15 protein-coding genes and 2 pseudogenes are annotated in these 19342 nt (G+C 73.5%); 11 read left to right on the forward strand and 6 right to left on the reverse strand.

Translation table 11 applies throughout. The features are described from left to right. Positions 1-7 precede the first annotated feature (7 nt). A pseudogene (locus CW362_RS45325) lies at positions 8-355 on the forward strand (transglycosylase family protein); the annotation flags it as partial. Positions 356-584: 229 nt separating this feature from the next. On the opposite strand, the gene CW362_RS23470 reads toward CW362_RS45325, so the two are convergent. From CW362_RS23470 to CW362_RS23480, 3 genes and pseudogenes are all read right to left on the reverse strand, one after another. After that, positions 585-1349, reverse strand: coding sequence for an ABC transporter ATP-binding protein (locus CW362_RS23470; RefSeq protein ID WP_103551495.1), 765 nt, complete (start codon positions 1347-1349; stop codon positions 585-587). After that, positions 1346-4216 (reverse strand): ABC transporter permease subunit, encoded by a 2871-nt coding sequence (locus CW362_RS23475; protein WP_103551496.1) that lies wholly within the window; start codon positions 4214-4216, stop codon positions 1346-1348. Before CW362_RS23475 ends, CW362_RS23470 begins: the two co-directional genes overlap by 4 nt. Positions 4217-4353: 137 nt before the next feature. After that, a pseudogene (locus CW362_RS23480) lies at positions 4354-4824 on the reverse strand (hypothetical protein); the annotation flags it as partial. Positions 4825-4946: 122 nt separating this feature from the next. Here CW362_RS23480 and CW362_RS23485 point away from each other — a divergent pair. The 4 genes from CW362_RS23485 to CW362_RS23500 all read left to right on the forward strand — a co-directional run bounded on the left by CW362_RS23485 (position 4947) and on the right by CW362_RS23500 (position 8472). Then, complete coding sequence (locus CW362_RS23485) at positions 4947-5513, forward strand: MTB12 C-terminal domain-containing protein (protein WP_103551514.1); 567 nt, start codon at positions 4947-4949, stop codon at positions 5511-5513. A 6-nt stretch (positions 5514-5519) separates the two neighbouring features. Next, a complete protein-coding gene (locus CW362_RS23490) occupies positions 5520-6800 on the forward strand; it encodes an ABC transporter substrate-binding protein (RefSeq protein WP_103551497.1) in 1281 nt (426 codons plus the stop codon). Between the two features lie 76 nt (positions 6801-6876). Then, positions 6877-7893, forward strand: a complete 1017-nt coding sequence (locus CW362_RS23495) for a helix-turn-helix transcriptional regulator (protein ID WP_103551498.1) — start codon at positions 6877-6879, stop codon at positions 7891-7893. Positions 7894-8256: 363 nt separating this feature from the next. Further along, positions 8257-8472: an I78 family peptidase inhibitor gene (locus tag CW362_RS23500; RefSeq protein WP_103551499.1), complete on the forward strand. Its 216-nt coding sequence runs from the start codon at positions 8257-8259 to the stop codon at positions 8470-8472. A gap of 92 nt (positions 8473-8564) precedes the next feature. Here CW362_RS23500 and CW362_RS23505 read toward each other — a convergent pair whose 3' ends face one another. Next, positions 8565-9599, reverse strand: coding sequence for a phosphatase PAP2 family protein (locus CW362_RS23505; protein WP_103551500.1), 1035 nt, complete (start codon positions 9597-9599; stop codon positions 8565-8567). Positions 9600-9850: 251 nt separating this feature from the next. Beyond that, positions 9851-11029, reverse strand: coding sequence for a glycosyltransferase family 39 protein (locus CW362_RS23510; RefSeq protein ID WP_103551501.1), 1179 nt, complete (start codon positions 11027-11029; stop codon positions 9851-9853). A gap of 257 nt (positions 11030-11286) precedes the next feature. Here CW362_RS23510 and CW362_RS23515 point away from each other — a divergent pair, with 257 nt between their 5' ends. Then, the gene (locus CW362_RS23515; protein WP_103551502.1) at positions 11287-13107 is read left to right on the forward strand and encodes an MFS transporter; all 1821 of its coding nucleotides are present in this window, start codon (positions 11287-11289) and stop codon (positions 13105-13107) included. 177 nt (positions 13108-13284) lie between these two features. Then, complete coding sequence (locus tag CW362_RS23520) at positions 13285-14475, forward strand: acyl-CoA dehydrogenase family protein (protein WP_103551503.1); 1191 nt, start codon at positions 13285-13287, stop codon at positions 14473-14475. 51 nt (positions 14476-14526) lie between these two features. Here the strand turns inward: CW362_RS23520 and CW362_RS23525 are convergent, their stop codons facing one another. Continuing rightward, entirely contained in the window at positions 14527-14964 is a 438-nt protein-coding gene (locus CW362_RS23525) for a cell division protein SepF (protein WP_103551504.1), read from the reverse strand. 289 nt (positions 14965-15253) lie between these two features. On the opposite strand from CW362_RS23525, the gene CW362_RS23530 reads away from it, so the two are divergent. The 4 genes from CW362_RS23530 to CW362_RS23545 form a co-directional block, all read left to right on the forward strand. Then, entirely contained in the window at positions 15254-16531 is a 1278-nt protein-coding gene (locus CW362_RS23530; RefSeq protein WP_103551505.1) for a DUF5685 family protein, read from the forward strand. A gap of 309 nt (positions 16532-16840) precedes the next feature. Then, positions 16841-17623: a DUF1684 domain-containing protein gene (locus CW362_RS23535; protein ID WP_103551506.1), complete on the forward strand. Its 783-nt coding sequence runs from the start codon at positions 16841-16843 to the stop codon at positions 17621-17623. A 261-nt stretch (positions 17624-17884) separates the two neighbouring features. After that, positions 17885-18784 (forward strand): S1 family peptidase, encoded by a 900-nt coding sequence (locus tag CW362_RS23540; RefSeq protein ID WP_103551507.1) that lies wholly within the window; start codon positions 17885-17887, stop codon positions 18782-18784. Positions 18785-19007: 223 nt separating this feature from the next. Then, positions 19008-19342: SPFH domain-containing protein (locus tag CW362_RS23545; RefSeq protein ID WP_240657983.1), on the forward strand; the 335-nt coding region annotated here is incomplete at its 3' end.

A 19342-nucleotide genomic window follows, 5' to 3' on the forward strand; every position in this document is an offset into this window, starting at 1 on the left:
GTCCTTCATGCCGATCAGGCGGATTCCGCCGACCGCACGCACCGCGTCCGGGCTGCCGAGCGGACGCGCGCGGTACGCGGCCGCTGCCGCCGCCGTGCTGACCGTTCTCGTTCCCTGCGAGGCGAGAGCCGCGGCACCGCCCCCGCTCCCCGGTCCCGGGGCGGTCAGGGGAGCCCGCGACTGCGCGAACGAGGAGTGGCCCTGGGCCTGTCTCGCCGAGTGCGAGAGCGGCGGCCGCTGGCACGCGAACACCGGGAACGGCTACTACGGCGGGCTTCAGTTCCTTCAGTCCACCTGGGCCCGGTTCGACGGGCTCGCCTACGCCCCCCGCGCCGATCTCGCCACCCGCGCCCAGCAGATCAAGGTCGCGGAGAAGGTGCTGGCCGCCCAGGGCTGGGGCGCCTGGCCCGCCTGCTCCAGGTCGTACGGGCTGCAGGGCCCCTTCCACGTGGTGAAGACCGGCGAGACCCTCACGTCGATCGCCCGCAAGTACCGGGTGCAAGGCGGCTGGCAGACGCTCTACAACGTCAACAGGAACAAGATCGGCGGCAGCCCGGACCTGCTGGCCAAGGGCATCCGGCTCGTCATCCCGAAGGCCACGGGCGCCTCCCGTGCCGGGGCCCCCGCCCGGTCCGGTCCACACCTGGACCGGACGGTCCACAACCGGGCGGCCCACCACTCGAACCGGGCGGCCCACCGCTCCGCACCGTCGTCTCGGCGGCCTCCCCGCTGAACACGACCGCGCCACGGCGCAGTTCGTGGACGTACGTCGTCCGGCCCGCCCGCTCGCGCAGCCCCGGTGGCAGCCGCTGTTCGGCGATCACCACACACGCGTCGAGAGCGCCCAGCAGCGCGTACGTCCGGGCCGCGACCGGCGGGGACATGCCCTGCGCGGGTTCGTCGACGAGCACCACGCGCGGGCGGGCGGACAGGGCGCGGGCCAGGGCCAGCACGCGCTGCTCGCCGCCGGAGAGGGTGCCCGCGCGGCGGGCCAGGAGCGGCGCCAGCTGCGGGTAGGCCTCCAGGGCGGCGGGGAGGTCGGCCGCGCCGAGCTCCAGGTTCTCGCGGACGGTCAGCGAACCGAACACGGCCCGGCGCTCCGGGACGAGGCACAGCCCGCGCCGGGCCCGCTCGAACGCGGGCAGGCGCGTCACGTCGACACCGTCCCAGACGAGGGCGCCGGCCGACAGCGGAACCGCCCCGGCGAGGGCGCGCAGCGTGGTCGTACGGCCGGAGCCGTTGCGGCCCAGCAGTACGGTGAGACCGGGACCCGGGGCGACCAGGCTCACGCCGTGCAGGGCCTCCAGGGGGCCGTAGCGCACGCGCGCGTCGCGCAGGGCGATGCTCATCCGCCGCTCCCCGGGTCCAGGACGCGGTCGGCGGGACCCGAGGCGACGATCCGCCCGGCCGTCATGACGTGGACGGTGTGGGCCAGGTCGGCCACCAGATCGAGATCGTGCTCGACCACCAGGAGGGCCGTGCCGTCCGCGGCCAGCGCCCGCAGCACCCGGGCCAGCGCACTCACCTCGCCGGTGTCGAGACCGGCCGCGGGTTCGTCGAGCAGCAGCACCCGGGGACTCCCGGCGAGCGCCCGGGCCAGTTCCACGCGGCGGAGCGTCCCGGTCGGCAGCCCCGCCGCGGGCAGCGACCGCACCGGCCCGTCCAGTCCGAGCAGCCGCAGCGCCCGTTCCGCCGCGCCCGGGTCGGCGATCCGGCCCTGCTCGGCGCCCACGCGCACGTTCTCGGCCACGGTCAGCGACGGGAAGACCGCCAGCTGCTGGAAGGTCCGCGCGATCCCCAGCCGCGTCCGCGCGTGCGCCGCCAGCCGGGTGACGTCCCGGCCCGCGAACAGCACCCGTCCGCCCGAGGGCCGCAGCGTCCCCGCGAGACAGTGGAAGAGGGTGCTCTTCCCGGCCCCGTTGGGTCCCACGACCGCGGTGACCCGGCCCGGCGGGACGTCGAGGGTCACCCCGTCGAGAGCGGTGAATCCCCCGTAGGCGACACGGAGCCCCCGGGCGACGAGCGTCCCCGCGTCCGCGCCGCCGCGGAGAGCGGCTCCGGCCTTCCCCCGCCGTGACGGCCCGCCTCCGGTGCCCGGCGGCCTCCCCGCGCCGGCCGGTGGGGCGGGTTCCGGACGGGGGCCTGTCGGCAGGGACCGGGCCGGGTGCGATCCGGTCTCCCGGACGGTGTCCGGTCCCGTGCGCGGGGCCGCCGGGGTGGGCCGCGGGTGCGGTCCGCTTCCCCGGCCGGTTCCCGGCGGTGCGGCGGGGACCGGGTGCGGTCGGGGGCGCCCGCCGGTGCCGGTCGTCGCCACGGCCTCCACCGCGGGCGGTGGCGCGAGCGGCCCGGGCCGCCCTCCGGTGGCGGTGCGCAGGTGTCGGCGGGCGCCGAGCCCCACGGGGGTCAGGGTCGCCCGGCGCTCGGGGCGGAGCCGGGACACCGCCGCGCGCAGCGCCTCGTACGGGCCCTCGGGAAAGCGGCCGACGAGGACGGCGAGGAGGCCGATCAGAGCGGCGGCCACCCCGCCGCGGGCCCCCGCGTCGAGCCCGACCAGCAGGGCGGCGGCGACGAGCGCGCCGAGGACGCTGTCGGCGCCGAGCACGACGACCGCCGCGAACCAGAGCAGACTCCGGACCGGGTCGTACTCGGTGGCGTCGAAGGCGCGCAGACCCATGCCGAGCATGCCGCCGCCCAGCGCGGCCAGCGCGGCCCCCGCGACGAACGCGGTCAGTTTCAGGGCCGGGACGCGGACGCCCGCCGCCGAGGCGCCCGCCTCGTGGTCCCGCAGGGCGGCCAGGGCGCGGCCCGGCCGGCCCCGGCGCAGCGTGTGCGCGGCGAGCAGGGCGGCGGCCAGCAGGACGAGTTCGAGCACGTAGTACGCGCGGTCCCCGCCGAATCCGGCCGGGCGGTCCAGGGACAGTCCGGCCACCGCGTACGGCTGCTCGAAGACGAACCGGCTGACGCCCACGCCCACCGCGAAGGTGGCCACCGCGAGCGCCAGGCCGTGCCGTCCGATGGCCGGCCACCCGGTCAGCACGCCGAGCGGGGCCACCAGGAGCACGGCCACCGCCAGCGCGGCCAGCTCGGGCAGCCGCGGCAGCCCCGGGAACCGGCCCGCGGCCAGCAGCGCCGTGAACAGGGCGCCCAGACCGGCGTACGCGGCCTGTCCCAGCGAGATCTGGCCGCCACGGCCGGTGACCACGACCAGCGACAGCAGGACGACACCGAGCGCGGGCACCTGCACCGACGTGTGCAGGTCCGAGCCCGCGAACCCGAGGGGCAGCAGGAACAGCACGACGGCCACCGGCCAGGCCCCGGGCGGCGTCGCCGCGCGCACCGTCACCGGGCGGGGGAGCGCGTCACGGGTGCCGATGCCGGGCAGGACGAGCGCGGCGACGAGCAGCGCGACCACGAAGAGGTTGGCGCCGACCGCCAGGAGCAGCGGCTCCGCCCAGCCCGAGGGGTGCAGCCGGGTCAGCTGGCTCTGGGCGACACCGATGCCGAGCGCGACCACGACGGCGACGGGCAGACTGCGCATCCGGGCCGCCACGGCGACCGCCATCACCTCGATGACGAGCAGCGGCAGGCCGTACGGGTCGAGCCGCACGTACGGCGCGAGGAGCACGCCCGTCAGACCCGCCGTGAACGAGCCGAAGGCCCAGCCCGCCGCGGCCACCCGGTCCGCGTCGACACCGCCGAGCACCGCGAGCGGGCGGTCGTCGACGACCGCCCGCAGCTCCGTGCCGAAGCGGGTCCGGCGCGTCACCGCGCCCACGCCCGCGGCCAGTGCGACGGCCACCGCCAATTGCCGCCACGGGTCGGCCGGCACCAGCGTCGGCGCGTCCGTCCGCGCGCCCGTGCCCCACACGAGCGCCGCCCCGCCGACCAGCAGGACGAAGACCCCGATGCTCGCGACCAGGGTCCGCGCCGGGTCGCCGCCGAGGAGGGACAGCGGCCGGAACACGAAGCGTTCCAGGACCAGCCCGATCGCCGGGGCCACCAGCAGCAGGGTCACCGAGGCGCCGAGCGCGAGCGGCCAGCCCCACTCGACCGTGAACTGGCGCAGCAGATACGCGCACACCATCGCGATCGCCCCGTGCGCGAAGTTGAGCACCCCGGTGGCCCGGTGGGTGACGATCAGCCCGATCCCGGTGAGCGCGGCGGCGGAGCCGATCGAGAGACCGGCGAGGGTGAGGTCGTACGTCAGCGAGGACATCAGCCGTCCGGGGCGGTGGGCGGACGTTCCGGGGAGGGCGGGCCGTCGGGCTCCGACGGGCGGTCGGGCGCGGAGGGCCGTTCGACGAGGGGCGGGCCGCCGGGGGAGGGGGAGGGAGGCCCGTCGCCGGAGGGGGCGTCCCCGGCGTCGGGTTCGCAGATCGGGCACGGCCCCAGGTCCCCGCTCGCGAGGACACGCGAGTCGGCCGGCACGGCCTCCGGTTTGCCCGCGACCAGGGGGCAGTCCGCGCGGTGGTACAGGGTGCCGCCGGGCACCATGAGGAGGCTGCCGCTCACGGCCACCGCCGCGGCCGCCGCGGGTCCCGGTTCCCCGTCCTCGGCGGACCCGGCGGCCACCAGCAGTCCGTACAGCTCCTCCACACGGGCCGCGGCCGACGCGTCCCTGCCGTGGGCGAGGAGCACCGCCCCGGCGATGATCAGCGCGGCACCGGGCACCGTGCAGGAGGCGAGGTAGGGGAGCTGGCGTTCCGCGTACCGCTCGCCCGAGATGCCGTACCAGCCGATGACGCACAACACCGCCCCGGCGGCCAGGGCGGCCCAGCCGGCCCACAGGACGGGGCGCGCGCTCCACGGTCGAGTTGTCCGCATCCGGACTCCCACACGTCGGGTATCTGTCCATGTCAGCCGATGGCTTGCACTATGCCTCCCGGAAGCTGACCCTGAAAGCACCGGGCGCTTTTGGCCCGGACCGACACCCGGTGGTGAGCCAGATGGTTCTCGGGAGCGACCTCAGGCGGGGGAACGCCAGAAGCGAGCGCGGGCGGGGACACGTCAGGGGGGTGGCCGTGGCGGCGGTACTCGTCCTCGCGGCGGCCCTCACGGCGTGCAGCGACGACAACGGCGGCGGGAGTTCCGCGTCGCCCACACCCTCGGTGGAACACTCCACCAGTGTGCCGCCCGCCACGGCTCCGGCCGACCCGGCGGCGGCCCAGAAGGAGATCGAGCAGAACTGGGAGAAGTTCTTCGACCCGTCCGTCTCCGCGCAGGAGAAGCAGGCCCTCCTGGAGAACGGCGACCAGCTGGCCCCGGTGTTGCAGGGCTTCAACGGCGACCAGCGCGGTCGGCAGGTGAAGGCCGACGTGCAGAAGATCGAGTTCACCTCGCCGACCGAGGCGGACGTGACCTACACGCTGACCCTGAAGGGCGCCACCGCCCTGCCGAACGCCTCCGGCACGGCCGTCGAGCAGAACGGCACCTGGAAGGTCTCCGCCAAAACGCTCTGCGCGCTGGTCCAGCTGAGCGGCAACGCCTCGGCGAGCCCCGTCCCGGGCTGCTGACCGGCGGTGCGGCGCACAGCGGCCGGCGCCGCCGTCGCGGGCCTGCTGCTCCTGATCGGCACGGCCTGCGGCAGCCGGCTCCCCGAGAGCGACTTCGAGGGCCGCGCCACGCCCACGCCCCCGCAGTCCGCGGCGCCGATCCGCGTCGGCGTCATCAGCAGCGCCACCAGCCCCGTCGGCGGCTCCGCCTTCACCGGACCGCGTGACGGGGCGAAGGCCTTCTTCGACCGGCTCGACGCCGGGGGCGGCATCGGCGGACGGCGGGTCGAGGTGCGGACGTGCGACGACGGAGGCAGCGGCGTCGGCAACAACGAGTGCGTGCACCGGCTCGTCGACGAGGACGAGGTCGTCGCCCTCGTCGCCACCACCGCCCTCGACTACGCGGGCGCCCCCCAGGTGTCCCGCGCGGGCGTGCCCGACATCGGTGGCCAGCCCATCGGGGCCGCGTACGACACCTATCCGCACCTGTACGGGATCTACGGCAGCCTCGCGCCGCGCGACGGCACGCCCGGCTGGAACGGCGAGCTGTACGGAGGCACCGAGGTGTACCGCTACTTCAAGCGGGTCCAGGGCGCCCGGACGGCCGCCGTCGTCTCCTACAACCAGTCCGCCTCCGCCGCCTACGCCCGCCTCGTCGTCCAGGGGCTCGAGGCCGAGGGCTACCGGGTCGTCCCGGAACAGGTCGACTTCGCGCTGCCCGACTTCCGCGCGGCCGCGGCCGATCTGAAGGCGCAGGGCGCCGACCTGGTCTTCGACGCCCTCGACACCCACGGCAACGCCCAGCTCTGCAAGGCCATGGACGACGTCGGCGCCCGGGTCACCGCCAAGGTGACCAACGTCCAGAACTGGACGTCCACCGTGCCCGAGGACTACAAGGACGCACCGCGCTGCCGCAACGCGCTGTGGGCCACGGGGGCGAGCCGCAACTACGAGGACGTCGGCGACCCGGCCGTCCGGGAGTTCCGCGACGCGACCGGACAGCTGCCGGTCCACTCGCAGTGGCAGCTGGAGGGATGGGCCGCGGCACGGTGGTTCACGGACGCGGCGAAGTCCTGCCCCCCGTCGGGCGTCACCCGGGCCTGCGTCGACGCGTTCATGAACCGGGGCGAGTCCTACACCGCGGGCGGGCTGCTGATCCCCGTCACCTACGAGCGGCTGGCCGAGCCGCCGAAGACGCGCCGGACCTGCCTGTCGGTGGCCCGCTGGCGCGACGGCAGGGGCTGGGTCACCCAGGGCGACATGAACACGAACTGCTTCGACGTGCCGCAGATCGCCTACCGCCCGTGAGGAGCGCGAAGAGACCGGCGTGATCCCGTTCCCTCGCGGACAGTAACTGTCCGCAAGGGCTGGCAGACTCGGCGGCATGTTGGAGACCTCCGCACGACTGCTGCGCCTGCTCTCGCTGTTGCAGGCCCACCGCGAATGGTCGGGCGCGGACCTCGCCGGGCGGCTGGGCGTCACCGCGCGCACGATCCGCCGCGACGTGGAGCGGCTGCGCGAGCTGGGCTATCCCGTCAACGCCAGCCCGGGCACGGGCGGCGGTTACCAGCTCGGCGCGGGGGCCGAGCTGCCGCCGCTGCTCCTGGACGACGACGAGGCCGTCGCGGTGGCCGTGGGACTGCGCACGGCGGCCGGGCAGGGCATCGAGGGCATCGGCGACTCCTCCGTACGTGCCCTCGCCAAACTGGAGCAGGTCCTGCCGAACCGGCTGCGGCGCAGGGTCGGCGCGCTCAACGCCTTCACCGTGCCGATGCTGCGCGGCCGGCAGACCTCCGCCGTCGACCCCACCGTCCTCACCGAGCTGGCCAACGCGTGCCGCGACAGCGAGCGGCTGCGTTTCGAGTACCGCGACCACGGGGGCTCCACCACGCGCCGGACCGTCGAGCCGTACCGGCTGGTGTGCACCGAGCGCCGCTGGTACCTGGTCGCCTGGGACGTCGACCGCGGGGACTGGCGCACGTTCCGAGCCGACCGCATCACGCCCCGGCCGCCGCACGGACCGCGCTTCACGCCCCGTACGCCACCCGCCGAGAACCTGGCCGAGTACGTCTCCCGGGGCGTCTCCACCGGCGCGTACGCCACGAACGCCGTCGTCCGGCTGCTGGTGCCGCTGGAGGAGGCCGCCGCGCGGCTCTCGCCCCATGACGGGACCCTGGAGGCCTCGGGCGACGACAGCTGTCTCCTGCGCACCGGGGCGGCGAGCCTCGACGTCATGGTCGTCCACGTGCTGATGCTGGGCTTCGAGTTCGAGATCCTGGAGCCCGCCGGGCTCGGCGACGTGATCAGGACGGCCCGGGACCGGCTGTCCCGGGCGCTGGAGAGACAGGGGTCCGAGAGGCCGGGGCCCGAGGGGGTGCCGGGCACGGTCCGGGTGCCGTAGCGGAAGTCCCGGGTGCCGACGGCGCCCGTGCGGGGGTTCTGTGCTCGAAGCGTGTATTTCCTATGCGGCGTCAGCTTCCGGGGTGCGGGACGGAATCGGAGGGGCCGGAATGCAAAAGCGTCACCGAGCGTGCGCCGACGCTCCGCTCCGCACATTTCACAGGTCTATTCGCCGCGTCCGGACGCCGACTCCGAATTACGTTCGAAGGCGTGCGGAACGCGGAAGGAGTCCCTCGCGGGAGTGATGGAGTTCGGCGAAACACATGTCGTGATCCTGTGACAGAAGCGTGACCGGCGGGGGACAGACGCCGCTCGGCCGCCGATCGGCCTTCCACCGCCGGGGCGCGCCGCCTAACGTGGCGGCATGGCACCCATTCCCCCCTCTCACGCAGAGCCGCAGGACAGTCCGGAGAGTTATGTCGGGCTGGAGGTGAGCAGCGCGCAGGAGCGTGCGCGGGAGCGCGGCTGGCCGACGGTGCGGTCGCTGCCGCCCGGCGCGATCGTCACCATGGAGTACCTGGTGGGGCGGCTGAACTTCGAGGTCACGGACGGCACGGTGACGCGCTGCTGGAAGGGCTGAGTTCCGCCGCGCGACGTGTGAAGGCCCCCGGCTCGAGGAGCCGGGGGCCTTCGCGGCGCGGGGAAGGGTTGTGCGTACCGGCCCCGCGGTTCTCAGCCGCCCGTCAGCGGGCGGGCCTTCGCGGCGGCGGCCGCCGTGCGTCCCGGACGGTCCAGGTGTGCCGGACGGTCCGGGTGCGGTGGTCGGCGGCTGCCCACCGGTGTCACCGGGGTGCGCTCCGAGCGGGCGGTGTGCGGGCCCGGAGTCAGGTGGACGGGGGATCTGGACGGACGGGGCGTGACGGTCTCGCGGGTCGGCGGCTCGCCGGCCACCGAGGCCGTCAGCGGGGACATGACCGGCGCGGGGAGCGGTGCGGTCGTCGCACGGCCGCGGCGGGCGCGCCACAGGTCGCGGAGCGAGAAGATCCCGGCCTCGGAGCGGGCGATGAGCGGCTCGCACCAGGGCAGCGCCAGCAGGATCAGCAGGCCGGCGGCCCAGCCCAGCAGGACGTCGCTGAGCCAGTGCGTGCCCAGGTACACGGTGGTGAGGCCGACGCCGAGCGAGGTCACGGCGGACAGCGCCGAGAGCCAGCGCCTGGCTCTCGGGGTCGACGCCAGATAGGCCAGGATGCCCCAGGTCACAACGGCGTTGGCGGTGTGACCCGAGGGGAATATGTCGCCGCCCAGGCCCATCTCGTTCGAGCCGATGGTGATGGCGTAGTGCGGGCCGAGACGGCCCATGCCGAGCTTCGCGGCGCCGACCGTGATGTTGAGCAGCAGCAGGGACGCGCCCAGGGTGAGCAGCGGGCGCAGCGTGTGCTGGCGCCAGGAGCGCCAGCCCAGCCACGCGGCGACCATCACCGCGGTGGGGCCGCGCTGGCCGAGCACCACGTAGTAGTCCAGGAACGCGTGGATCTCGGGCCACTGCTGGTAGGGCCGGAAGAACATGACCTGCCAGTCGAACCGGACCAGCCAGGACGTGATCGCCACGGCCCACACGATCGCCAGATAGAAGGCCAGGGTCGCCGCGAAGAGGACAACCCTGTGCCGACTCATCTTCGGCACATCGATGTGGGCCGGTCGTTCCGGCTCACGGTCCAGCCGGGCGAAGACCCGGTCCAGACGGGTGAGGTTTCGTTCGGTACGCACTCAATCGACGTTACAGCGAGTGAGCTGCGTCCCAGGCCGATTCACTCGGTTTGTGATGACGATGTGATGTGGGATTCCTCTCAGGATCATGTTTATTTCCAATGGATCGCTAATCCCTGCACTGCGGAGCCTTCAATTCCATTGGTCACCGAGAGGCTTCGAGTTTATGGCACTTTTATATTCGTTCACCGGGTGATGGCGTGGAATTCTCCGTCCGCTCACCGGCCCGGTGCGGGACGGCGCCGGACCGGTCAGGGGGGTCCGGAACCGTTCAGCCAGAGGGCCCCGTACGCCGCCGAGGCCACCGCGGCGCCCCCGACGACCAGCGCCGACCCGGAGGTGCGCAGCCGGGCCAGGGCTCCGGCGAGGGGGAACAGGAGAGGGAAGGCCGGCAGCAGCAGGCGGGGCTTCGAGCCGAAGTAGCCCGACGCGCACAGGGCGAGCGCGACGACGATCCCCGTGTAGACCAGGAGCGCGAGCGGCTGCCCCTGGCGTACGCATGCCGCGTAGAGCCACAGGACCAGCACGACCCCGGCGGCCAGGGCCGCACCGGCCGGGGCGGACGGGAGTGAGGTGAACTTCTCGGCCACGAACCGCACGAAGGTGTGACCGCCGTCGAAACCGTTGCGCCAGCCCGCCTGGACGTCGAGATAGCCGAGCGGCCCCCCTCCCGTGCGATGCCCGACCCACAGCACGTAACCGACGGCGCCGAGCGGCGCGACGATCATGGCGAGGGCGCGCCGCTCCGTACGCGCGCCGTCCGTCCGGGGCGTGCTTCCGGTGTTCCGGTGTTCTCCCACGAACGAGGTAATCGCCGCGGCCCACAGGGCCGCGACCACCGCGACCCCCACCGGCCGGGTCAGTCCGGCGAACGCGGCGAGCAGCCCCGCGGTCGGCCAGCGGTCGGTCAGCACCGCGTACAGCGACCATGCGGCGAGCGCCGTGAACAGTGACTCGCTGTACGCTATCGACTGCACGACGCCGACGGGCAGCACCGCCCACGCCAGTACCGCGCACACCCCGGTCCGGCGGCCGTGGACACGGTCGGCGACCGCGAAGATCCCCCAGGCCGCGGCGAGCGAGGCCACCGCGGTGACCAGCAGACCGGCGTCCGGGTACGACAGGGGCGTCACCGCGTGGACGATCCGCTCCAGCCAGGGCAGCAGCGGGAAGAACGCGAGGTTCGTGTGCACGTCGCCGTTCGGGAGGCGGACCTCGTAGCCGTAGCCGAGCTCGGCGACCCTGGTGTACCAGAGCGAGTCCCAGCGCTCCGACAGCAGCCGGCGGGCGCTCCCGCCGTCCGCCGCGCTCCACGCGCCGAGGGCGGCGAGGCCCAGGGCGCGCACCGCCGCGTACCCGAGGAGGGCGGGTGCGGCTCGGCGCAGGGAGCCCTCGGGGCGCGTCGCGGCGGGACTCTCCGGATCGGTCACGGGCCCGATTATCGGCAGACCGTGGAACCGGAAGGGCCGTGTACGGCGTGTCGGCGTGTGGGCGGCGTGGCGTACGCCACATGCCTGGTCAGCGAACGTGAGAGGTCCGCCACGTGTCACGGGCGAGAACTCGCGTACGCTGGCGGCTCACTCGCCTTTGTTGCGTGGGCCCGGGATTCCGCTCTCCGGGCCGCAGCCCCAGGGAGTCCCCACCCTGCGGATCCGCAGAACGCGAGGGAACCTCTGGAGGTACGTACATGTCCGGGACGACCACGGCCGCTGCGCGATGCCGTCGGGAGGCCGGAGCCGGTGCCAACCGCTGGGTCGTCCTCGTCGTCCTGTGCGTCAGCCTGCTGCTGGTCGCCCTCGACGCCACCGTGCTCCATGTCGCGGTGCCCGCGGTCACCGAGGACCTGAGGCCCGGCGCGATAGAGCTGCTCTGGATCGTCGACGTCTATCCGCTCGTCTGCGCCTCGCTCCTCATCCTCTTCGGCACGCTCGGCGACCGGATCGGCCGCCGGAGAGTCCTCCTCCTCGGCTACGCCCTCTTCGGCGTCGCCTCCGGCATCGCGGCCTTCTCCGGGAACGCGCAGCTCCTGATAGGCGCCCGCGCCCTGCTCGGCGTCGGCGGCGCGATGATCATGCCCGCCACGCTGTCGATCCTGCGCGACGTCTTCCCCGACCGGCGCGAGCGGGCGCTCGCCATCGGCATCTGGAGCGCCGTCGCCGCGGTCGGCGCGGCGGTCGGCCCGCTGCTGGGCGGCTTCCTCCTCGAGCACTTCTGGTGGGGGTCGGTCTTCCTCGTCAACATCCCGCTGATGCTCGTCAGCCTGCCGGTCGGACGGCTGCTGCTGCCCGAGTCCCACGGCGACCGCGACGGTCCCTGGGACGTGGCCGGGGCGCTCATGGCCGCCGCGGGCCTGTTCGGGCTCGTCCTCGGTGTGAAACGCCTCGGCGGCGGCGAGGCGCCCCTCGGTCCCCTCACCCTCGGCTCCCTGCTCGTCGGCGCGGTGCTGATGACCGCCTTCGTACGGCGGCAGCGGCGGCGCGCGCACCCCCTGGTCGACCTGCGCATGTTCGCGCGTCCGGCCTTCAGCACGTCGGTGGGGTGCATCGTCCTCGCCATGCTCGCCCTGGTGGGCCTCGAACTGATCGCCGCGCAGTACCTGCAACTCGTGCTCGGCCTGTCACCGTTGCAGACCGGGCTGCGGCTGCTGCCGCTGACCGTCGCGGCGATGGCCGCCGGTCTCGCGGGGGCGAAGCTGCTGCGCAGGTTCGGGCCGCGCGCGATGGTCTGCTTCGGGTTCTGCCTCACCGCGGCCGCCGTGGTCACGCTGACCGCGATGGGCGGCAACGACAAGGCCGGACTGCTGCTCTTCGGCTTCGTGCTGCTCGGCTTCGGTCTGGAGACCACGCTCTTCGGGGCGTACGAGTCGATGCTGAGCGAGGCGCCGCAGGCGCAGTCGGGCGGCGCGGCGGCGATCGGCGAGACCTCGTACCAGCTGGGCGCGGGGATCGGGATCGCGCTGCTGGGGAGCGTGATGAACGCGGCGTACGCGCCCGGACTGTCGTCCGTCCCCGGGGTCCCGGCGGCCGACTCGGCGGCAGCGGGGCACTCGCTGGGCGAGGCCTACCAGATCGCCGACCGGCTCGGAGGCGCGTCCGGCGGCGCCCTGCGGCACGCCGCCCGGGACTCCTTCGTGCACGGGCTGCACGTGACGCTGCTGGTGAGCGCGGGCCTGTTGCTGCTGGGCGCCGTGATGGCGCTGCGGCTGCCGCGGGTCATGGAGTGCGGGACCCCCGCGACGGACACCGGCACGGTCCCGGTCCCCGCGACGGAGGCCGGGGACATCCCGGCTCCCGGGACCACGGGTTTTCCGGCCCGGGCCGGCGTTCCCGCCGAGGTCCGGGCTTCCGCAGCAGGCCCTGCCGGCGTGCCGGCACAGGCGACGGCTCCCCTCGCGTTCCCGGCTCCCGCGAAGGGTGCCGTCGGCATCCCGGCTCCCGGGGCGGACCCCGGCGACATCCCGTCCCCCCGGGACGTCCCCGGGACCGCCGAGACCCGCGTCTCCGCCTAGCCCTTCCGGTCCCGGGCCGGTGATCCGGCCCTTTCGCCGCCGCTCGGGGGACCCGCGGGAGAGGTGCTCCCCGGGTGCCGGGCGGAAGCGCCCTGGACTTGCGGGACACTGCGTCGTAACGTCGGGCCGAGATCCTTGACTAGCAGTGCTAGTTATCACCCTGCCGGAGGCTGTCGTATGTCCGCGTCCTCGAAGCTGCCGCCCTTCGACCCCGCCGACCCGCTCGGGATCGACGACCTGCTGGACGCGGAGGACCTCGCCGTCCGCGACACCGTGCGGGCCTGGGCCGCGGACCGCGTCCTGCCCCACATCGCCGACTGGTACGAGAAGGGCGAGCTGCCCGGCATCCGGGAGCTGGCGCGGGAGCTCGGCGGGATCGGTGCCCTCGGCATGTCGCTCCAGGGGTACGGGTGCGCGGGGGCCAGCGCCGTGCAGTACGGCCTCGCCTGCCTGGAGCTCGAGGCGGCCGACTCCGGCATCCGCTCGCTCGTCTCGGTGCAGGGCTCGCTGGCCATGTACGCCATCCACCGGTTCGGCAGCGAGGAGCAGAAGCAGACCTGGCTGCCCCGCATGGCCTCCGGCGAGATCATCGGATGCTTCGGACTGACCGAGCCCGACCACGGCTCCGACCCCGCGTCCATGCGCACGCACGCCAAGCGCGACGGCGGGGACTGGGTCCTGAACGGGCGCAAGATGTGGATCACCAACGGTTCCGTCGCCGGTGTCGCCGTCGTCTGGGCGGGAACCGACGACGGCATCCGCGGCTTCGTCGTGCCCACCGACGCGCCCGGGTTCTCCGCCCCCGAGATCAAGCACAAGTGGTCCCTGCGGGCCAGCGTGACCAGTGAGCTCGTCCTCGACGACGTACGGCTGCCGGCCGACGCGGTCCTGCCCGACGTCGTCGGCCTCAAGGGCCCGCTCGGCTGTCTCTCGCACGCGCGGTACGGGATCGTGTGGGGCGCCATGGGCGCGGCGCGGTCGAGCTTCGAGTCCGCCCTCGCGTACGCGAGGACGCGTGAGCAGTTCGGGCGTCCCATCGGCGGCTTCCAGCTCACCCAGGCCAAGCTCGCCGACATGGCCGTCGAACTGCACAAGGGGATCCTGCTCGCCCACCACCTGGGCCGCCGCATGGACGCGGGACGGCTCCGCCCCGAGCAGATCAGCTTCGGCAAGCTCAACAACGTACGGGAGGCCATCGAGATCTGCCGGACCTCGCGCACGATCCTCGGCGCCAACGGGATCTCGCTGGAGTACCCCGTGATGCGGCACGCCACGAACCTGGAGTCGGTGCTCACCTACGAGGGCACCGTGGAGATGCACCAGCTCGTGCTGGGCAAGGCGCTCACCGGGCTCGACGCCTTCAGGTGAAGGGCCCGTGGGTGAAACCCCGGCGAGGCGGGGCCGGTGAGCGGCCCTGCCTCAGCTCTGGTTGAAGAAACCGTCCGTCTGGCGGCCCGCGGCCTCGCCGCTGATGATCTCCGTGTGCGCCGGGGTCAGCAGGAAGACCCGGGTCGCCACCCGCTCGATGGTGCCGTGCAGGCCGAAGGTCAGGCCGGCCGCGAAGTCCACCACGCGCTTGGCGTCGGAGGCCTCCATGGACGTGAGGTTGATGATGACCGGGACGCCCTCCCGGAAGAGTTCGCCGATACCGCGCGCGTCCCGGAAGCTGTCCGGGGTGACCGTGCCGATCCGGCGGCCCTTCTCCTCCGCCGTCTCGGAAGCAACCTTCACACGAGGGTCGGTGACCCAGGCGTCGCCGGAGTCCTGACCCTCGGCGTAGTCGTCGTCGTAGTAACGCTCGTCATCGTTGTCGTCGACGAGGCCAAGCCAGGCACTCGCCTTGCGCACCGATCCCATGGACGCCTCCTCTCACAGCGGTCTTTCGTGCTTCCGCATCCCCATGGTCGTCCATGATGCGGATGTCGCGCCAAGTGGATAGACGCCGCGTGGGGGTTTCGTGACGGTACTGGTGCACAGCGGATCCGTCGAGAGCCCGCGCCCCCCAAGGGTCTTACGGGGTAAGGCTGCTGACTGGGAGTGAAATATGATTTCTTTCGGCGACCGGGTGACGAGCGGGGCGTACGGGTGAACGGGAGGGGTCGATACGATCCGGACCTCAACGTCTTACGGGTCACGGGGGAGTGTCGTGTTCGGAATCGTGAGGCCCTGTAGCCACCGGCTCGGTGAAGGGCTCAAGACGCAGTGGATGGCGCACCTGTGCGGGTTGTGCCTCGCGCTGCGCGGGGACCACGGCCAGTTCGCGCGGGTGGTCACCAACTACGACGGCCTGCTGATATCGGTTCTGACGGAGGCTCAGGCCGAGAAGGCGACGGGGTGGCGGCGCACCGCCGGACCCTGTCCGCTGCGCGGCATGCGCACCGCCTCCGTGGCCCAGGGCGAGGGCGCGCGCCTCGCCGCCGCCGTCTCGCTGGTCCTCGCCTCGGCGAAGGTCCGCGACCACGTCGCCGACGGGGACGGCCTCCTCGCGCGAAAGCCGGTCGCGCTCGCCGCGCGCCGGGTGGCCGTGAGCTGGGGCAAGGCGGGAGCGCGCACGGGATCCGCGGTCGGCTTCGACACGGCCGTACTCGTCGACGCGGTGGACCGTCAGGTCGGGATCGAGGCGCTGGCCGGGCCCGGAACGCCGCTGCTGACCGTGACGGAACCCACCGAGACCGCCACCGCCGCCGCCTTCGCGCACACCGCCGTCCTCGCGGGTCGCCCCAACAACGCCGCTCCACTGGCCGAGGCCGGGCGGCTCTTCGGGCGGCTCGCGCACCTGCTGGACGCCGTGGAGGATCAGGCGGCCGACGCCGCGTCGGGAGCCTGGAACCCGCTCACGGCCACCGGGACCCCGCTCACCGAGGCCCGCCGCCTCGCCGACGACGCCGTGCACGGGATACGGCTCGCCCTGCGGGAGGCCGAGTTCACCGACAGCAGGCTGGCGCACGTGCTGCTCGTCCATGAGCTGGGACGTTCGGTGGACCGCGCGTTCGGGACGTCGGGGTGCGGGCACGCGGGGGACGGAGCGCACGGAGCGCACGGCTCCCTCGGGGCCGACGGTCTCCTCGCTCCGCCGGGCTCCGCCGTCCTGCTCGGGCCCGAGGGCGCCTTCGGGCCGCCGCCCCAGCACGGTGGGAATCCGTACACCGACGGCGGGAATCCGTACACCGGCGGCGGCAACCCCTTCGGCGGCGGGCCCTCTTTCCAGCCCCCCGCCCCCGGCAAGCGCGGATTCTGGGCCGGCTGCGCCGCCGCCGTCGGACTGTGCTGCACCTGCAAGATGTGCTGCGCCGACGAGTACGAGGGCCCGTGGTCGCGCAAGAAGCGCGAAGGATGCCTGAGCGACTGTGACTGCGACTGCAGTTGCTGCGAGGCGTGCCAGTGCTGCGAATGCTGTGAGTGCTGCTCGTGCTGTGACTGCTGACGGCGAAGTGCGGTAACCGACAAGGCGCGTGGGGGAGAGCGGGGCGGAGGCGGGGAGGGGAGGGGCGCGGGTGAAGGCGTGGGTCCGGAGCCGCTTTCCCGGAAGGGCACGGCTCCCGGCCCGGGGCGCCGGAGGCGGGACGGGGCCTCGCGCGCCGAGCCGAACGGGCGGCCCCCGGCGGACCGGAGGAGTCCGTGGACCGGGAGGGACCCCTGCTCATGGGGCACGGGGCGTTCCGCACCGAACACACGGGCACCGCGGCGCGCTCGCACCCCGGTCCGGCCGAGCCCGTATGGAAGGGTTGATCACATGACGACGGACGCATCCGAGGACTGGAAGCACTGGCAGGAGCGGCGCGTGGCGACGGTGTCCGCACCGTACGGCCCGCTCGCGCTCACCGGCACCCACTGGATCGAGAACTATCCGGAAGGGCGACTTCCGGACATCCCCGGGCAATGGGCCGTCAAGGGCGGCCGGGTGGCCCTGACGGCTGCCGCCGAGGACGGGCTCACGGTCGACGGCGAGCCTTTCACCGGCGACATCGTGCTGGACGCCGACTACGGAGGGGCCGGCGGCGCCCGGGTCGGGCGCGGGGACCGCCGGTTCGTCATCCTGGTGCGCGAGGGGATCTGGGGCGTGCGCGACTACGACCCCGACGCGCCCGCCCGGAAAGCCTTCGCGGGCATCGAGGCCACCCCCTACGACGCGCTCTGGTCGGTGCCCGGACGGTTCACCCCGTACGGCGAGGGCCGTACCGTGCGCGTCGAGAACGCCGACGGGGTGACCCGCGGGCTCGCCCTCGGCGGAGTCCTCGCCTTCACCCTGGACGGACAGGACCTCACCCTCCAGGTGTCGGTCGAGAGCGACGGCACGCTGTGGGCCGTCTTCGCCGACACCACCAGCGGGGACGGCAGTTACCGCTTCCGCTTCCTGCGCCCGGCCGCGCCCGACGCCGAGGGACGCACGACGGTGGACTTCAACCGCGCCGTGCTCCCGCCGTGCGCGTTCGCCGATCATTTCGTCTGCCCGTTCCCGCCGCCCGGAAATGCGCTGCGCGTCGCCGTCGCCGCGGGGGAGCGCCGACTGGGCTGAGGCCCCAGGGACTCCCGAAGGCGTGGGGGGATCCGGTGCCTCCAGTGGTCCGATGATCAACCTCCCTCATATGAGGGCAAGTTGAACGCTGCACGGCCGAAAGGCGCCCTTGCGCCTGTCGGTCGCGCAGCCGAATACTCCCCCTCAGCGCTTGTCAGGGGCATGGCTTGTCCGGAATCCGGACGGGCGGCTCCCGGCTGCGCCTCACGGGCCCCGACCCCACGACACGGGGCCCCTTACTTCCCTTCGGAGGAATGAAACGTGAGGATCAAGCGCACAACCCCCCGTGGCGGCATCGCGAGACGGAGCCGGCTGATCGCCGTGTCCACCGGCCTCGTCGCCGCCGCAGCGTTCGCGGTCCCCAGCGCGAACGCGTCCGACGCCCAGACGTTCAGCGCCACCCAGCTGAGCAGCGTCAGGCAGTCGGTGCTCGCCTCCGACGTCGCGGGCACCGCCTGGGCGGTCGACGCCAAGACGAACCGCGTGGTCGTCACCGTCGACAGCACGGTCTCGAAGGCGGAGATCGCGAAGATCAAGCGGGACGCGGGCGGCAACGCCGGCGCGCTCACGATCAAGCACACCCCGGGCACCTTCAAGAAGCTGATCAGTGGCGGCGACGCCATCTACGGCGGCGGTTACCGCTGCTCGCTCGGCTTCAACGTGCACAGTGGGAGCACCTACTACTTCCTGACCGCCGGCCACTGCGGTGAGGTCGCCTCCACCTGGTACTCCAACTCGGGCCAGACCACCAAGCTGGGCACGAACGTCAGTTACAGCTTCCCGACCAACGACTTCGCGCTGGTCAAGTACACCAACACCTCGGTCGCGCATCCGAGCGCGGTCGGCAGCCAGACGATCAGCAGCGCGGCCACGCCGAGCGTGGGCACGACGGTCTACCGGCGCGGCTCGACCACCGGTACCCACAGCGGCCGGGTCACCGCCCTGAACGCCACGGTCAACTACGGCAGTGGTGACGTCGTCTACGGCATGATCCAGACCACGGTCTGCGCCGAGGGCGGAGACAGCGGCGGTCCCCTGTACGGCGGCAGCGTGGCCTACGGCCTGACCTCCGGCGGCAGCGGAAACTGCACCTCCGGTGGTACGACCTTCTTCCAGCCGGTCACCGAGGCGCTCAGCTACTACGGCGTGAGCGTCGGCTGACCGTCCGGTCGCGCGAAGGACCGGCCGTTCGTCGATTCGTCGACCCGCAGGGCCGGCACCCCCCACGGTGTTCCGCGCGACCGGACCCACGGCAGGAGGACCGGCGGCGAGCCCCCGCACGCGACCCGCGTGCGGGGGCTCGCCCTCGTTCCGGTGCCGGGTCTACCTTCGAAGCGCACGCCGTACACGCCCGGTGCGTCACGTCGGACCCTGGGGGGCCGTGATGGTCGAGGAACTGGTGGCGGCGGGAGTCTCCGCCGTGTCCGTGGGGCTGGTCTGCACGATGGCGGCGGCCCGCGTCGTCAAACAGTACGAACGGGGTGTGGTGCTGCGGCTCGGCAGGCTGCGCCCCGAGGTGCGCGGCCCCGGCTTCACCATGGTCGTGCCCTTCGTGGACCGGTTGCGCAAGGTCAACATGCAGATCGTGACCCTGCCCGTACCGGCCCAGGAGGGCATCACCCGGGACAACGTGACGGTCCGCGTGGACGCGGTCGTCTACTTCCGGGTGGTGGACGCGGCGAACGCCATCATCCAGGTCGAGGACTACCGCTTCGCGGT

Origin of the sequence: Streptomyces populi, from assembly GCF_002911015.1 — a bacterium.
Lineage (GTDB): Bacteria > Actinomycetota > Actinomycetes > Streptomycetales > Streptomycetaceae > Streptomyces > Streptomyces populi.

What these genes read in the sequence shown, in the direction of transcription:
- CW362_RS23470 (WP_103551495.1), bottom strand. Translation starts at nt 1,349, where the DNA reads ATGAGCATCGCCCTGCGCGACGCGCGCGTGCGCTACGGCCCCCTGGAG.
- CW362_RS23475 (WP_103551496.1), bottom strand. Translation starts at nt 4,216, where the DNA reads ATGTCCTCGCTGACGTACGACCTCACCCTCGCCGGTCTCTCGATCGGC.
- CW362_RS23485 (WP_103551514.1), top strand. Translation starts at nt 4,947, where the DNA reads ATGGTTCTCGGGAGCGACCTCAGGCGGGGGAACGCCAGAAGCGAGCGC.
- CW362_RS23495 (WP_103551498.1), top strand. Translation starts at nt 6,877, where the DNA reads ATGTTGGAGACCTCCGCACGACTGCTGCGCCTGCTCTCGCTGTTGCAG.
- CW362_RS23500 (WP_103551499.1), top strand. Translation starts at nt 8,257, where the DNA reads ATGGCACCCATTCCCCCCTCTCACGCAGAGCCGCAGGACAGTCCGGAG.
- CW362_RS23515 (WP_103551502.1), top strand. Translation starts at nt 11,287, where the DNA reads ATGTCCGGGACGACCACGGCCGCTGCGCGATGCCGTCGGGAGGCCGGA.
- CW362_RS23520 (WP_103551503.1), top strand. Translation starts at nt 13,285, where the DNA reads ATGTCCGCGTCCTCGAAGCTGCCGCCCTTCGACCCCGCCGACCCGCTC.
- CW362_RS23525 (WP_103551504.1), bottom strand. Translation starts at nt 14,964, where the DNA reads ATGGGATCGGTGCGCAAGGCGAGTGCCTGGCTTGGCCTCGTCGACGAC.
- CW362_RS23535 (WP_103551506.1), top strand. Translation starts at nt 16,841, where the DNA reads ATGACGACGGACGCATCCGAGGACTGGAAGCACTGGCAGGAGCGGCGC.